This window comes from Azoarcus olearius (assembly GCF_001682385.1).
Lineage (GTDB): Bacteria > Pseudomonadota > Gammaproteobacteria > Burkholderiales > Rhodocyclaceae > Azoarcus > Azoarcus olearius.
Genome location: NZ_CP016210.1, coordinates 4,184,279 through 4,198,445, shown reverse-complemented (window position 1 = coordinate 4,198,445; position 14,167 = coordinate 4,184,279). Strand labels below are relative to the sequence as shown.

Here is a 14,167-nt window from a genome sequence, read left to right as displayed (position 1 = left end):
CGTAGCGCCTCGTCCGCGCGCTTTTCTCCTCCCTTCGCCAGGCTCCCGCTGCGGGTTTTCCCCAGCCGCCACGCGCTGCCGCGCGCCCTGCGCCGGTCTATGCTTGAAAAGACCGATTGCATGCCGGGTGCGGCGCGCGGGGAGGGCGGGTATGAGGTTTGACGCGGATGTTCCGGAAGCGCCTGGCGCGCTGCGCGCAGCGATCACCGCGGCGACGCGGCGTGACGAGGCGGACTGCGTGCACGCCCTGGTTGCCGAACTGCAGCAGCGGCGCGCCCGGCTGGGGCTGGACGACGCGGTGGTGGAGGCGCGCGCGGCGGCGCTGGTCGTCGACGTGCGCCGCCGCCGCCGCGGGGCCGGCGGCGTCGACCAGCTGATGCACGAGTTCTCGCTCTCCACCCAGGAGGGGGTGGCGCTGATGTGTCTCGCGGAGGCGCTGCTGCGCATTCCCGATCACGCCACCGCGGACCGCCTGATCCGCGACAAGATCGGCCAGGGCGACTGGCGCACCCACCTCGGCCACAGCGAATCCCTGTTCGTCAATGCCGCGACCTGGGGCCTGCTGATCAGCGGGCGGCTGGTCGCCACCCGCAGCGAACGCGCGCTCGGCAGCGCGCTGTCGCGGCTGCTGGCGCGCGGCGGCGAGCCGGTGGTGCGGCGCGGGGTCGATTTCGCGATGCGCCTGCTGGGCCAGCAGTTCGTGCTTGGTGAAACCATCGGCGCGGCGCTGCGCCGCAGCCGCGACAGCGAGTCGCGCGGCTACAGCCATTCCTTCGACATGCTGGGCGAGGCGGCGCTGACCGCGGCCGACGCCGAGCGCTACACCCGCGCCTACGAGGAGGCCATCCACGCTATCGGCGCCGCCGCCGCGGGGCACGGGCCGCGCGCCGGCCCCGGCATCTCGATCAAGCTGTCGGCGCTGCATCCGCGTTACTGCCGCGCGCAGCGCAGCCGCGTGCGCGCCGAACTGCTGCCGCGGCTCGCCGCGCTGATGCGGCTCGCGCGCGGCTACGACATCGGCGTCAACATCGACGCCGAGGAGGCCGACCGCCTCGAACTCTCGCTCGACCTGTTCGAGGCTCTGGTCGCCGATCCGCTGCTGGCGGGCTGGGACGGCCTCGGCTTCGTCGTGCAGGCCTACCAGAAGCGCGCGCCCTTCGTGATCGACTATCTGGTAGACCTCGCCCACCGCAGCGGCCGCCGCCTGATGATCCGGCTGGTCAAGGGCGCCTACTGGGACAGCGAGATCAAGCGCGCCCAGGTCGAGGGCCAGGCCGGCTACCCGGTCTACACCCGCAAGGCCCACACCGACCTTGCCTACCTTGTGTGCGCGGCGCGCCTGCTCGCCGAGGCCGGCGCGGTCTATCCGCAGTTCGCCACCCACAATGCGCGCACCGTCGCCGAGGTGCACGAGATGGCGCAGTGCGTCGGTGCCGGGGGCACGCTGCCCGCGTATGAATTCCAGTGCCTGCACGGCATGGGCGAAAGTCTGTACGACAGCGTGGTGGGCGGCGCGCGGCTGGGGGTGCCGTGCCGCATCTACGCGCCGGTGGGCAGCCACCGCACGCTGCTGCCCTACCTGGTGCGCCGCCTGCTGGAGAACGGCGCCAACAGCTCCTTCGTCAATCGCATCGTCGACGACAGCGTGCCGGTCGCCGCGCTGGCGGCCGACCCGCTGCAGGCGGTGCTCGCCGGTGACGTGACGCCGCATCCCGCGATCCCCTTGCCGGCCGGGCTTTACGGCCCCGAGCGGCGCAACTCGGCCGGGCTGGATCTCGCCAGCGACGCCGTGCTGGCGGCGCTGGAAGAGGCACTCGTGGCGCGTGCCGGCGAGCCGCGGCAGGCGCAACCGCTGCTCGGCAGCGGCGAGTTGGACGAGGCCGCCGCGCGCCAGCGCGCCCGGCCGGTGTGCAACCCGGCGGACCACGCCGACATCGTCGGCAGCGTGGTGGAGGCGCTGCCCGACGAGGTGGAAGCGGCACTCGCCGCGGCTACCGCCGCCGCGGCAGGCTGGGCCGCGGTGCCGCCCGCAGCACGGGCCGACGCGCTGCGCGCCGCCGCCGACCGCTTCGAAGCGCAGCAGGCCGCGCTGGTCAGCGTGCTGGTGCGCGAAGCCGGCAAGACCTGGGGCAACGCGGTGGCGGAGGTGCGCGAGGCGGTCGATTTCTGCCGCTACTACGCGCAACAGGTGGTGACGCTGCCGGCGCCCACGCAGGCGGCGCCGCTGGTCTGCATCAGCCCGTGGAATTTTCCGCTCGCGATCTTCGTCGGCCAGCTCAGCGCCGCCCTTGCCGCCGGGCGCTGCGTGCTGGCCAAACCGGCGCTGGCCACGCCGCTGACCGCGGCGCTGGCGGTGGAACTGATGCATGCGGCCGGTATTCCGCGTGCCGCCCTGCAACTGCTGCCAGGGCGCGGCGGCAGCGTGGGCCAGACGCTGGCGCGCGACCCGCGGATCGGCGGCGTGCTGTTCACCGGCTCCACCGACGTAGCACGCGGTCTGGCGCGCTGGCTGGCCGAGCGCGGCGCCGGGCCCGAGCCCTGCCTGATCGCGGAAACCGGCGGGCAGAACGCGATGATCGTGGATTCTTCCGCGCTGCTGGAGCAGGTGGTGCAGGACGTGCTGGTGTCGGCTTTCGACAGCGCCGGCCAGCGCTGCTCGGCGTTGCGGGTGCTGTGCGTGCAGCGCGACATCGCCGAACCGCTGCTGACGATGCTGAAGGATGCGATGAGCGAACTGCGCATCGGCGACCCGGCCGCGCTGGCGACCGATATCGGCCCGGTGATCGACAACGCGGCGCGCGACGCGCTCGAGGCGCATGTCGCGCGCATGCAGGCGGCGGGCCGCGGCGTGTTCCGCGTGCCGCTGCCCCCGGCCTGCGACAACGGCAGCTTCGTCGCGCCGACGCTGATCGAGATCGACGGCATCGGCGACGTCGGGCGCGAGGTGTTCGGCCCCATCCTGCACGTGCTGCGCTTCGATGCCGAGGGCCTCGACCGCCTGATCGCGTCGATCAATGCCACCGGCTACGGGCTGACCGGCGGCCTGCACAGCCGCATCGACGAGACCGTGGAGCGCGTGGTGGCCGGCTTGCGGGTGGGCAATCTCTACGTCAATCGCAACATGGTCGGCGCGGTGGTGGGGGTGCAGCCTTTCGGCGGCGAAGGCCTGTCCGGGACCGGGCCGAAGGCAGGCGGGCCGCTCTACCTGCACCGGCTGCTGGGCACTGCCCAGCTCGACCCGGCGGCGCTCGGTCTGGTGGCCCCGGCCGAACCCGCTGCGGCGCTCGGCGTGCTGGCGGCCTGGGCGCGCCAGCGCGGCGACAGCGCGCTCGCCGCCCGCTGTGCCGAGGACGGTGCCCGCAGCCTCGCGGGCTGCCACTGCGCGCTGCCGGGGCCGACCGGCGAAGCGAACACGCTGCGCTTCGTCGGGCGCGGCGTGGTGCTGTGCGTGGCGGATTGCGCGCCGGCGCTGCTCGCCCAGCTGGCCGCCGCGCTCGCCACCGGCAACAGCGCCTTGTTCGAGGCCGGCGCCGCGGCCTACCGGGTGGCGGCGGAGTTGCCGAGCGCACTCGGCGGCTGGCTGGGCGTGCGCGGCCACGGCCCCGACCCGGTTTTCGCAGTGGCGCTGTTCGATGGCGACACCGAGGCCGAGTGGCTGTTGCGGCGCCGGCTGGCCGAGCGGCCCGGGCCGCTGGTGGCGGTGTTGCGGGCGGACGGCGCGGGCCGCTACCCGTTGCACCGGCTGGTGGCCGAGCGCGTCGTAAGCATCAACACCGCGGCGGCGGGCGGCAATGCGGCGCTGATGACCCTGGGCTGAGCGGCGGACAGGCTGCCGGCCCACCGCCTATACTGGGCAGCCAACAATAACGACATCACCGCCCCATGCCGCCCAAGTCCCACCTCGACCGTTCAGCAATCGCGCTGATGGTATTGCTGTGCCTCGTCTGGGGTGTCCAGCAGGTCACGATCAAGCTCGCCAGCGCGGGTATCTCGCCGGTGCTGCAGGCCGGCCTGCGCTCGATCGGCGCCAGTGTGCTGGTGTGGGCATGGGCGATGTCGCGCGGGGTGCGGCTGGGCGAGGCCGACGGCACGCTGCGGCCGGGGCTGCTGGCGGGCGTGCTGTTCGCATTCGAGTTCGCACTGATCTTCTGGGCGCTGGATTTCACCACCGCGTCGCGCGGGGTGATCTTCCTGTACACCGCGCCCTTCTTCGTCGCGCTCGGCGCGCTGTGGCTGCTGCCCAACGAACCCATGCGGCGGGCGCAGTGGGCCGGCATGGGGCTGGCATTCGCCGGCATCGTCGTGCTGTTCGGCGAGAACCTGCTGCTGCCCTCGGGCCAGGCCTGGATCGGCGATCTGATGATGCTTGCCGCGGCGGTGCTGTGGGGCGCGACCACGCTGACGGTCAAGTCGTCGGCGCTGGCGCGCGCCGCGCCCGAGAAGATGCTGCTCTACCAGCTCGGCGTGTCCGCGCTGGTGCTGCCGCTGCTTGCGCTGGGGTTCGGCGAGCGCGGCATCCATGCACCCACCGCGCTGGTGTGGGCCAGCCTCGCGTTCCAGACCGTGGTCGTGGCCTCGGCGAGCTATCTCGCCTGGTTCTGGCTCATCCGCCACTATCCCGCCACCCGGCTGTCGTCGTTCTCCTTCCTGACCCCGGTGTTCGGCGTACTCGCCGGTGCGCTGCTGCTGGGCGAACCGCTGACGCCGGCGGTGTTCATAGCGCTGGCGCTGGTGGGGGCGGGCATCTGGATCGCCAACCGGCCGCCGGCGGGGAACTGAAGCGGGTTCAGGCGGTGCGACCCACCGTCTGCAAGGGCTGCTGCTCGTAGCGCGCCCAGACCCGGCGCAGATCGCGCGCGGAGCCGAAACCGGCGAGTTCGGCGACCTGTTCCAGCGGCATCCGCCGCGCTTCCAGCAGCCGGCGCACGTGGGCGACACGTAGCCGCTGCTGGTATTCGCCGGCGCTGATGCCGGTGTGGGTGGCGAACAGGCGGGCGAGGTGACGGGGGCTGACGTGGGCCCGTTCCGCCAGCGCCGGCAGCGTCCACCGGCGCGCGGGATCGGCGGCGATCGCATCCTGCGCGCGATGCACCGCCGGATGCAGGTGGTTGCGCCAGGCCAGCCACGGCGACAGCTGGGGGTCCTGTCCACTGCGCCGCATCCACACCACCATCTCGCGCGCCACCGCGGCGGCCAGCGCCGGGCCGAAGCGGCGTTCGAGCAGGTGCAGGGCGAGGTCGATGCCGGTGGTGATGCCGGCGCTGGTGGTCACCGGCCCGTCGCTGACGAACAGCCGGTTGTCCTCGACGATGGCCGCGGGGGCGGCGGCGCGCAGGCGCTCCAGCACGTGGTGATGCGTGGTGCAGCGGCGCCCGTCGAGCAGCCCGGCGCGCGCCAGCAGCAGGGCGCCGGCGCAGACGCTGGCGAGTTCCGGATGGTCGTCGCGGCGTTCGCGCAGCCAGGTCTGCACCGCCAGCGCCTGCGGGTGGTCGTAATCGACGCGCGAATCGGCCACGCCGCACACCACCACCAGCGCATCCGGCGGCAGCGTGGGCGGCAGCGGGTCCAGCCCGGCCACCTCGATGCCGAGCGAGCACGCCAGCCGCGCCGTCGCCGCGCAGCTTCGCACTTCCACCGGCGCGCCGTGGCGGGCCGCGATGCGGAAGGCTTCCGCCGGCCCGGCGTAGTCCAGCAGCAGGAAGTTGGGCGTCAGCGCGAAATGGACGACGAGCGGGGCGGCGGTGTGCATGGCGTCGGGATCAGGCGGCCTGCCGGCGCGGCGCGTCGAGGTCGGCCAGCACCTCCTCGACGCCGGCGATGCGGGCGAAACGGCCGGCCAGCACCAGCTCGGTACGGGTCTTGATGTCCTCCGCGCTGAAGGTACGGCCGCTGCCGGCGTGGGTCATCGGGAAGGTGAGCGTGGCCGCGGTGACGAAATCGACACGGTAGCCGATGTCGCTGCCGACGCGCGCGGTGGTTTCGCAGCACTGTTCGGTGCGGATGCCGCTGATGATCAGGTGGTCGATGCCGCGCCGGCGCAGCCAGAGGTCGAGCCCGGTGTCGGTGAAGGCGTTGTGGGTGTGCTTGTGGAACACCGCGTCGGCCGGTTCCGGCAGCCACGGCAGCGCGTGGATCAGGCCGCTGTCGGCGGCGAAGGGGCCCTGGGCGATGTGGAAGATGTGTACCACCGGCACGCCGCGCGCCCGGCAGCCGGCTTCCAGTTCGAGCAGCGCGTTGCGGAACGCAGGCAGATCGTCTTCGCGCCAGTAGGGGGCATGGGGGAAGGACTGCTGGACGTCGATGATGATGAGCGCGCTACGGGTGGTCGGGGCGGACATTGCGGGACTCCGTCTGGTTGAAGGTGGCGCCATCATCGGCCTTGCCAGCGGAGGCCGGCAGGGGTGATCCGGACAGGATGCGGACCATTGCGGACATCATCGCGCGGTGGCCGCCGCGGTTTCGCGCACCCATTCCGCAAAGCGTGCCACCTCGGGCCGCATCGGCCGCGGGGCCGGCACCAGCCAGAAGCCGCGACCGGCGATCGGGAGCCGTTCGTCCCCCACCATCACCAGCCGGCCGTCCTCCAGCATCGGATCGACCAGCACCGCGCGGCCGAGCGCGATGCCCTGGCCCGCGGCGGCGGCGTGGATCAGCTGGTCGTAGTGGCTGTAGCCGATGCGCTGGCGCGGCCGCACATGCGCCAGGCCGTGGCTGCCCAGCCAGTGTTCCCAGCGTATCCACGGAAACCCCGGTTCGTCGTAGTCGAGCAGGGTCTGCAGCGGCAGCGTGGCGGCGTCGAGCGCCTCGATGGCGGCGGCGATCGACGGGTGGGCGACCGGAAACAGGGTTTCGCCGAACAGGCGGGTCGCGCCCGCGGGGGCGTCGTGGTCGCCGCAGTAGCGCAGCGCGAGGTCGATGTCCTCGCGCGCCAGGTCGACCACGCGGTTGCCCGCGGCGATGCGCACTTCGGTATCCGGATGGCGGGCCTGGAACTCGCGCAGCCGCGGCACCAGCCACAGCGAGGAGATGCCGATCGAGGCGGTGACGGTGACCGGGCGGGGGCCGGGCGCCCGCAGTTCGGCCGCAAGCGTCGCGTAGTCGGCCAGCCAGGCCTCGGCCGCCGCCGCGAGGCGGGCCCCGGCGGGCGTCAGTGTCAGGCTGCGGACGCCGCGGACGAACAGCGGCGTGCCGAGCGCCGCTTCCAGCGTCTGGACCTGACGGCTGATCGCGGACTGCGTGAGGCACAGCTCCGCCGCCGCGCGCGTGAAGGAGCGCAGCCGCGCGGCCACGACAAAGCCGCGCAGCGGATCCAGCGGGGGCAGGTGGAGAAGCGGGTTATTCATGCGGTTTGCGCATGGATGAAATGCAAATTGACCGTTTGTGGCGAGCTTAGGCGATGACGATACTGCCTTCAAGGTCAATGCTCAGATGCACTTGATGGCAGGTGCGGCGGTTGGCCGGGGTGAGTGAAGGAGCGAGCCATGGATGCGAAAACCGGGATCATCGAGTACTGCCTGGCGCCGCGCTCGGCGATGGTGCTGGAGCAGGCGGCCGGGTTCAGCGTGCGGTGCGACAGCGGCCGGGTGTGGATCACCCAGTACGGCGACAGCCGCGACATCGTGCTGCAGGACGGTGCCAGCTTCGACCTCTCGCTGCCCAATGTGGTGGTGATGGCTTCCAGCGAGGGCGCCCGGCTGGTGTTCCGGCGCACGGCGGCGGCGCCAGCGCCGCGCGGCTGGTTGCAGCGGCTTGCCGCCTGCCTCGATCCGCGCAATGCGGGCCGGGTGACGCGTCAGTTGCAGGGGCGGTTGCCGGTGCTGAGACTTCCGGCGGGCGCCGCGGGCGGCGGTCTATAGTTCGAGGAATGGGTCGTCAGGAAGCCGTCATGCAGCGTCCGTCCATGGAGTTCTGGTTCGAGTTCGCCAGCACCTATTCCTATCTCTCGGTGATGCGGGTCGAGCAGGCCGCGGCGGCCGCGGGTGTGGAGGTGCGGTGGCGGCCTTTCCTGCTCGGCCCGGTGTTTCTCGCGCTCGGGTGGAACGATTCGCCGTTCAACATCTACCCGCCCAAGGGGCGTTACATGTGGCGCGACCTCGCGCGGCTGGCGGATAAATACGGGCTGCCGTTCCGCATGCCCAGCCAGTTCCCGCGCAGCGGCGTGCTCGCCGCACGGGTGGCGCTGATCGGTGTCGAACAGGGCTGGGTGGCGCCTTTCGCGCGCGCGGTGATGACGGCCAACTTCGCCGAAGACCGGCCGATCGGCGAACGGCCCGTGATCGAGGACATCCTGAGCGGGCTCGGGCTGCCGGCGGAGGCGGTGCTGGCGGCTGCGCTCACCGACGACAACAAGCTCGCCTTGCGCCAGCAGACCGAACGCGCGGCCGAACTGGGCCTGTTCGGCGCGCCCAACTTCCGTGTCGGCGAGGAGCTGTTCTGGGGTAACGACCGGCTCGAGGACGCGCTGGCGTGGGCGTGCAACGCTGCTAACTGACGCGGCCGGGCCGGCCACGCAGGGTCAACGCCCGCCGGCGTCGCGGGCCTTCTTCTCTTCGTACTCGCGGATGCGCTCTTCGTAGCGCGCGCGGTCGCGCGCCGACTGCTCGGCACGCCGGGCCGCCTCGGCCTCGGTCGCGCTGCGCTCGCGGGCGCGCTCGGCGTCGCGCGCGGTGCGTCCGGCGCGGGCTTCGGCCTCGGCACGTTCCAGCGCGCTGGCGCGTTCGGCCCGGGTGGCCTCGGCTTCGGGCGCAGGGCGGACGGTCGCATCGCCTGCGGCCGAGGGCGCCGACGGCTGCATCGGCGCGTCGGTTCGGCTGCGGCCGGTTTCGGCGGCGGCGCGCTGGCGTTCGGCGAGGTCGAGCTTGCGGGCTTCGGCTTCGAGCGCGCGCGCCTCGCGGATGGTTTCGAGTCGCGCCTGCTTGGCCTGGTCGATGCAGCGGTTGACCAGCACGCGCCGGTAGCACTGCGGCTCCTCGCTGGCGAAGGTCGATTCCGCCTTGTCGCGCAACGCTTTCGCTTCGTCCTTCAGGCGGGCGCTGCGCGCGCTGTCCGATTCGCCGCCGGCAGCATCGGCGGCCTGCGCCAGCGGCGCGGCAAGGGTGAGCAGCAGGCAGAGCAGCGTGACGGCGGGACGAGCAGACATGCGGGTCGGAGGGCGCGTAAGGGGATGCGTAGAATAACGCCTTTGCTCCCCAGCGCGGTTTCCGTTCGTGATCAGTTTTCGCAACCTCCGTCTGGCGCGCGGCGCCAGAACGCTCATCGAAGGCGCCAGCCTGCAGATCCACCCCGGCTGGAAGGTCGGCCTGACCGGCGCCAACGGCAGCGGCAAGTCCAGCCTGTTCGCGATGCTGCGCGACCAGCTCCATCCCGACCAGGGCGACCTCGACATGCCGCCGGGCTGGGTGATCGCGCACGTCGCCCAGGAAACCCCGGGCCTGCCGCAGCCGGCGATCGACTACGTGCTCGACGGCGACGCCGAGCTGCGCGAGGTCGAGAGCGCACTGGCGAAGGCGGAGGCGGAGCACGACGGCAGCCACATCGGCGAACTCCATGCCCGCCTGCACGAGATCGGCGGTTACGCCGCGCGCGCCCGCGCCGCCGCGCTGCTCGACGGTCTCGGCTTCCTGCCTGCGGACATCGAGCGTCCGGTGGCGGATTTCTCCGGGGGCTGGCGGATGCGCCTGAACCTGGCGCAGGCGCTGATGTGCCGCTCCGACCTGCTGCTGCTCGACGAACCGACCAACCACCTCGACCTCGACGCGGTGATCTGGCTCGAGGCCTGGCTGCGCGACTACCGCGGCACGCTGCTGCTGATCTCGCACGACCGCGAGTTCCTCGATGCCTGCGTCACCCACGTCGCCCACATCGAGCAGCAGAAGCTCACGCTCTACACCGGCGGCTATTCGGATTTCGAGCGCCAGCGCGGCGAGCGCCTGATCCAGCAGCAATCGATGTTCGAGCGCCAGCAGCGCGAGATCGCGCACATGGAGGACTACATCCGCCGCTTCCGCGCCAAGGCCACCAAGGCGCGCCAGGCGCAGAGCCGCATCAAGGCGCTGGAACGGATGGAGCGCATCGCCGCGGCCCACGTCGATACGCCGTTTTCCTTCAGCTTCCGCGACTGCCCGGCGGCGCCCGATCCGCTGCTGCAGATCGAGGACGGCGCGGTGGGCTACGGCGGGCGCACGGTGCTCGATCGCATCGTGCTCACGCTGCGCCCGGGTGAGCGCGTCGGCCTGCTCGGCCGCAACGGCGCGGGCAAATCGACGCTGATCAAGCTGCTGTCCGGGCAACTGGCCCTGAGCGCCGGCCGCCGGCTGGAAGGCAAGGGGCTGGCGACCGGCTATTTCGCCCAGCACCAGCTCGAAACCCTGCGCCCGGAAGAATCGGCGCTGCAGCACATGACCCGGCTCGACCCGGCGGCGCGCGAGCAGGACCTGCGCGACTACCTCGGCGGCTTCGATTTCCGCGGCGACGGCGTCGGCGGCACCTCGACCCCGGCGACCACGCCGTGCGCGCCGTTTTCCGGCGGCGAGAAGTCGCGCCTGGCGCTGGCGCTGCTGATCTGGCAGCGGCCCAACCTGCTGCTGCTCGACGAACCGACCAACCACCTCGACCTCGAAATGCGCCATGCGCTGACCCTGGCGCTGCAGGACTACGAGGGCGCGATGGTGCTGGTGTCGCACGACCGCGCGCTGCTGCGCGCCACCTGCGACCGCTTCCTGCTGGTCGATGACGGCCGCATCCAGCCCTTCGACGGCGATCTCGACGACTATCGCGACTGGCTGGCAGCGCGCCGCGCCGAAGCGGCCGCAGCGGCGCAGTGCCCTGACCAGGCCGCCGACAAGGCGGCGCGCAAGGCCGACCGCGCCCAGGCCGCGGCAGACCGCCAGGCGCGGCTGGCGGCGCGCCGGCCGCTGGTGAAGGAACTGGACCAGCTCGAGAAAAAGCTTGCCGGCTGGAATGGCGAGAAGAAGCTGCTCGACGCGCGCCTTGCCGACCCCACGCTCTACAGCGGCGGCGACAGCGCGCAATTGCAGACCCTGCTCAAGCGCCAGGCCGAACTCGCCGGCTGGATCGACGAGGCGGAACTGCGCTGGCTGGAGATCTCCGAGGCGCTGGAGGCGCTGCCGGCCGACTGAACGCCGGCCGCGCCTTACTCCGGCAGCCAGTGCCGGGGATCGATGCCCCAGTTCTCGAAGGCTTCGTAGCCGGTGATGCGGTCGGGTGCGTGGCGCAGGTCCACCACCTCGGGCGTCAGATAGTGGCCCTTGACGTGGTGGATGACCTTCACTACCGGTTGCAGCAGGCGGTCGCTGTGCTGTTGCTGCACCACCGCGAGGCGGCCGCTTTCCAGCCGCACCAGCGAGCCGGTCGGGTAGATACCGATCGCACGGATGAAGGCCTGCACCAGCTCCGGCTTGAAGTGGAACTTGCTCCACTCCAGCAGCTTGCGCAGCGCCTCCGTCGGCGGCATGCCCTTGTGATAGACGCGGTTGGAGGTGATCGCGTCGTACACGTCCACGATCGCGCCCATCTGGCCGTAGAGGCTGATTTCCTCACCCTTCAGCTTGTTCGGATAACCGGTGCCGTCGTAGCGTTCGTGGTGCTGGGCCGCGACGTCGAGCGCGATGTCGCTGACGCCCGGGGTGTCGAGCAGGATCAGCTTGCTCTGCACCACGTGGTTTTTCATCTTGTCGAACTCGGCGTCGGTGAGCTTGGCCGGCTTGTTGAGGATGTCGTCCGGCACCTTGGCCTTGCCGACGTCGTGCAGCAGCGCGCCGATCGCGATCTCGCGGATGATCTCGCGCGGCAGTTCGAGCGCGCGCGCGAACGCGGTCATCAGCGCGCACACCGACACCGAATGCAGGAAGGTGTAGTCGTCGTGCTGCTTCAGGCGGGCCAGCGGCAGCAGCGAATCCGGCTGGCGGAAGATCGACTCGACGATGTTCTCGACCAGCGGTTCGATCTGCTCCATCTCGATCTGCTTGCCGAGGCGGACGTCGCCCATCATGTCGCGCACGATGCGGTGCGCCTCGGTGTGGAGCGCGCGGGCGGGCGGCAGGCGGCCCGGCGCCACAAGGGGCAGGGCGGGTGCGGCGCCGGTCGCGATCGCTTCCAGCTTTTCGTCGACGACGTGCGCCGCTTCTTCCCGCGTCGGCGCATCGGCCACATCGAGACCGCGTGAGGTGTCGATGTACAGCTCGTGCACGCCGGTCGCGCGGATGCGCGCGACGACGGCCGCGTCCTTCACCGCAAAGCGGTTGCGCACGAAGTTGTGCTCGATCCAGCCGCAGTTGAGGTCGTGGATGTACATGCCCGGCTGCAGTTGTTCGATCGGGATGAGTTTGATCGCGGACACGTCGGGAGCGAGAGGGAGAAGGACGGAAGCGCAGTATGGTGGCCGGCGCCAGCCGCGGCAGCGGCCGCCGCGCGGCGGCCGAGAACTCTGCCACGGCGCGGCTCAAATCGGAGCCCGGCTGATAGAATCCCGCCCTTCCGTTTCCATCTTGTTCCCAGGAGCGCGCGGTGCGTATCGTCTGTCTCGACCTCGAAGGTGTGCTGGTTCCCGAAATCTGGATCGAATTCGCCGAGCGCACCGGCATCCCCGAACTGCGCCGCACCACGCGCGACGAGCCGAACTACGACACCCTGATGAAGTACCGGCTCGACATCCTGGCCAGCAAGAAGCTCGGCCTGCCGGACATCCAGGAAGTGATCGCCAGCATGGGGCCGATGGCCGGCGCGCGTGAATTCCTCGACGACCTGCGCAACACCTACCAGGTGGTGATCCTGTCCGACACCTTCTATGAGTTCGCCAAGCCGCTGATGGTGCAGCTCGGCCTGCCGACGCTGTTCTGCCACAGCCTCGAAGCCAACGCCGAGGGCATTCTGGTGAACTACCACCTGCGCATGCCGGACCAGAAGCGCGAGGCGGTGAAGCGCTTCAAGGAACTCAACTTCAAGGTCGTCGCCGCCGGCGATTCCTACAACGACACCGCGATGCTCGGCGAAGCCCACGGCGGCATCCTGTTCCATCCGCCGGAAAACGTGATCCGCGAATTTCCGCAGTATCCGGTGGTGCGCGACTACGCCGCGCTGCGCGCCGAAATCGACAAGGCATTCGCCAAAGTCGCCTGACTTTGCTGAATGTCGTCGGCGAGTGCCGGGCCCAGGCTCGCTGCGCTCGCCGTCCCCCGAGTGGGCTCAGCCTCTCCAACGAACTCCGGCAGTATTCAGCCATGCACCGCGAACGCTTCTACACGCTCTCCGCCTCCTGTCCCGACCGGGTCGGCATCGTCGCCCGCGTGTCCGGCTTCATCGCCGAGCATCGCGGCTGGATCCTCGAAACCTCGCTGCATGCGGAGCCGCCGCGCGAGGGCGAAGCGATCGGGCGTTATTTCATGCGGATCGAGATCCGCGCCGATTCGCTGCCTTTCCACCTGGCGGAGTTCCGCGAGCGCTTCCGCGTGATCGCCGACGAGCTGGAAATGGACTGGCAGATCAACGACTCGGCGGTCAAGCGCCGCGTCGTGCTGCTGGTGAGCAAGCAGGAGCACTGCCTGTACGACCTGCTGGCGCGCTGGCAGTCGAAGGAGCTGGATATCGAGATCCCGTGCGTGATCTCCAACCACGACACCTTCCGCGGCTTCGTGGAGTGGCACGGCATCCCCTTCCATCATGTGCCGGTGACGTCCGACAACAAGGCCGCCGCCTACGCCGAAGTGCGGCGCATCTTCGAGGAAGTGCGCGGCGACACGATGGTGCTGGCGCGCTACATGCAGATCCTGTCGCCGGAGCTGTGCGCCGCCTATCCCGGCAAGATCATCAACATCCACCACAGCTTCCTGCCCAGCTTCGTCGGCGCCAAGCCCTATCACCAGGCTTACGCGAAGGGCGTGAAGCTGATCGGCGCCACCTGCCACTACGTCACCGCCGACCTCGACCAGGGGCCGATCATCGAGCAGGACGTGATCCGCATCGACCACTCGGATTCGGTCGAGGACATGGTGCGCTACGGCAAGGACATCGAGAAGACGGTGCTGGCGCGCGGCTTGCGCTACCACCTGGAAGACCGCGTGCTGGTCCACGGCAACAAGACCATCGTTTTCCGCTGATCCAGAGCGGGTGTTTCGCCGCCGCCAGCCGCGGCGGCGAAGATGCTGCGGGC

12 protein-coding genes are annotated in these 14,167 nt (G+C 70.8%); 7 read left to right on the top strand and 5 right to left on the bottom strand.

Annotated elements, in window-relative coordinates; all coding sequences use genetic code 11:
• Positions 1-151 precede the first annotated feature (151 nt).
• Positions 152-3,817 (top strand): bifunctional proline dehydrogenase/L-glutamate gamma-semialdehyde dehydrogenase PutA, encoded by a 3,666-nt coding sequence (gene putA, locus dqs_RS19210; protein ID WP_065341451.1) that lies wholly within the window; start codon positions 152-154, stop codon positions 3,815-3,817.
• Positions 3,818-3,882: 65 nt separating this feature from the next.
• Positions 3,883-4,779: a DMT family transporter gene (locus dqs_RS19205; protein WP_065341450.1), complete on the top strand. Its 897-nt coding sequence runs from the start codon at positions 3,883-3,885 to the stop codon at positions 4,777-4,779.
• A 7-nt stretch (positions 4,780-4,786) separates the two neighbouring features.
• Here the strand turns inward: dqs_RS19205 and dqs_RS19200 are convergent, their stop codons facing one another.
• The 3 genes from dqs_RS19200 to dqs_RS19190 all read right to left on the bottom strand — a co-directional run bounded on the left by dqs_RS19200 (position 4,787) and on the right by dqs_RS19190 (position 7,343).
• On the bottom strand, positions 4,787-5,749 hold the full coding sequence (locus tag dqs_RS19200) for a GlxA family transcriptional regulator (RefSeq protein WP_065341449.1): 963 nt from the start codon (positions 5,747-5,749) through the stop codon (positions 4,787-4,789).
• 10 nt (positions 5,750-5,759) lie between these two features.
• Positions 5,760-6,338: an isochorismatase family protein gene (locus dqs_RS19195; RefSeq protein ID WP_065341448.1), complete on the bottom strand. Its 579-nt coding sequence runs from the start codon at positions 6,336-6,338 to the stop codon at positions 5,760-5,762.
• Between the two features lie 96 nt (positions 6,339-6,434).
• Complete coding sequence (locus dqs_RS19190) at positions 6,435-7,343, bottom strand: LysR substrate-binding domain-containing protein (RefSeq protein ID WP_065341447.1); 909 nt, start codon at positions 7,341-7,343, stop codon at positions 6,435-6,437.
• A gap of 138 nt (positions 7,344-7,481) precedes the next feature.
• Here dqs_RS19190 and dqs_RS19185 point away from each other — a divergent pair, with 138 nt between their 5' ends.
• On the top strand, positions 7,482-7,856 hold the full coding sequence (locus dqs_RS19185; RefSeq protein WP_011767470.1) for a DUF2917 domain-containing protein: 375 nt from the start codon (positions 7,482-7,484) through the stop codon (positions 7,854-7,856).
• 29 nt (positions 7,857-7,885) lie between these two features.
• A complete protein-coding gene (locus dqs_RS19180) occupies positions 7,886-8,491 on the top strand; it encodes a 2-hydroxychromene-2-carboxylate isomerase (RefSeq protein WP_065341446.1) in 606 nt (201 codons plus the stop codon).
• Between the two features lie 24 nt (positions 8,492-8,515).
• Here the strand turns inward: dqs_RS19180 and dqs_RS19175 are convergent, their stop codons facing one another.
• Positions 8,516-9,139: a hypothetical protein gene (locus dqs_RS19175; RefSeq protein ID WP_011767468.1), complete on the bottom strand. Its 624-nt coding sequence runs from the start codon at positions 9,137-9,139 to the stop codon at positions 8,516-8,518.
• Between the two features lie 67 nt (positions 9,140-9,206).
• On the opposite strand from dqs_RS19175, the gene dqs_RS19170 reads away from it, so the two are divergent.
• Positions 9,207-11,138, top strand: a complete 1,932-nt coding sequence (locus dqs_RS19170; RefSeq protein WP_065341445.1) for an ATP-binding cassette domain-containing protein — start codon at positions 9,207-9,209, stop codon at positions 11,136-11,138.
• Between the two features lie 14 nt (positions 11,139-11,152).
• Here the strand turns inward: dqs_RS19170 and dqs_RS19165 are convergent, their stop codons facing one another.
• Complete coding sequence (locus dqs_RS19165) at positions 11,153-12,313, bottom strand: HD-GYP domain-containing protein (protein ID WP_050976228.1); 1,161 nt, start codon at positions 12,311-12,313, stop codon at positions 11,153-11,155.
• A gap of 212 nt (positions 12,314-12,525) precedes the next feature.
• Between dqs_RS19165 and thrH the strand changes: the two genes are divergently transcribed.
• A complete protein-coding gene (thrH, locus tag dqs_RS19160; protein WP_011767465.1) occupies positions 12,526-13,137 on the top strand; it encodes a bifunctional phosphoserine phosphatase/homoserine phosphotransferase ThrH in 612 nt (203 codons plus the stop codon).
• 101 nt (positions 13,138-13,238) lie between these two features.
• Positions 13,239-14,114 (top strand): formyltetrahydrofolate deformylase, encoded by an 876-nt coding sequence (gene purU, locus dqs_RS19155; protein ID WP_011767464.1) that lies wholly within the window; start codon positions 13,239-13,241, stop codon positions 14,112-14,114.
• Positions 14,115-14,167 lie beyond the last annotated feature (53 nt).

What these genes read in the sequence shown, in the direction of transcription:
- dqs_RS19205 (WP_065341450.1), top strand. Translation starts at nt 3,883, where the DNA reads ATGCCGCCCAAGTCCCACCTCGACCGTTCAGCAATCGCGCTGATGGTA.
- dqs_RS19185 (WP_011767470.1), top strand. Translation starts at nt 7,482, where the DNA reads ATGGATGCGAAAACCGGGATCATCGAGTACTGCCTGGCGCCGCGCTCG.
- dqs_RS19195 (WP_065341448.1), bottom strand. Translation starts at nt 6,338, where the DNA reads ATGTCCGCCCCGACCACCCGTAGCGCGCTCATCATCATCGACGTCCAG.
- dqs_RS19165 (WP_050976228.1), bottom strand. Translation starts at nt 12,313, where the DNA reads ATGTACATCCACGACCTCAACTGCGGCTGGATCGAGCACAACTTCGTG.
- dqs_RS19190 (WP_065341447.1), bottom strand. Translation starts at nt 7,343, where the DNA reads ATGAATAACCCGCTTCTCCACCTGCCCCCGCTGGATCCGCTGCGCGGC.
- dqs_RS19200 (WP_065341449.1), bottom strand. Translation starts at nt 5,749, where the DNA reads ATGCACACCGCCGCCCCGCTCGTCGTCCATTTCGCGCTGACGCCCAAC.
- dqs_RS19180 (WP_065341446.1), top strand. Translation starts at nt 7,886, where the DNA reads ATGCAGCGTCCGTCCATGGAGTTCTGGTTCGAGTTCGCCAGCACCTAT.
- dqs_RS19175 (WP_011767468.1), bottom strand. Translation starts at nt 9,139, where the DNA reads ATGTCTGCTCGTCCCGCCGTCACGCTGCTCTGCCTGCTGCTCACCCTT.
- purU (WP_011767464.1), top strand. Translation starts at nt 13,239, where the DNA reads ATGCACCGCGAACGCTTCTACACGCTCTCCGCCTCCTGTCCCGACCGG.
- putA (WP_065341451.1), top strand. Translation starts at nt 152, where the DNA reads ATGAGGTTTGACGCGGATGTTCCGGAAGCGCCTGGCGCGCTGCGCGCA.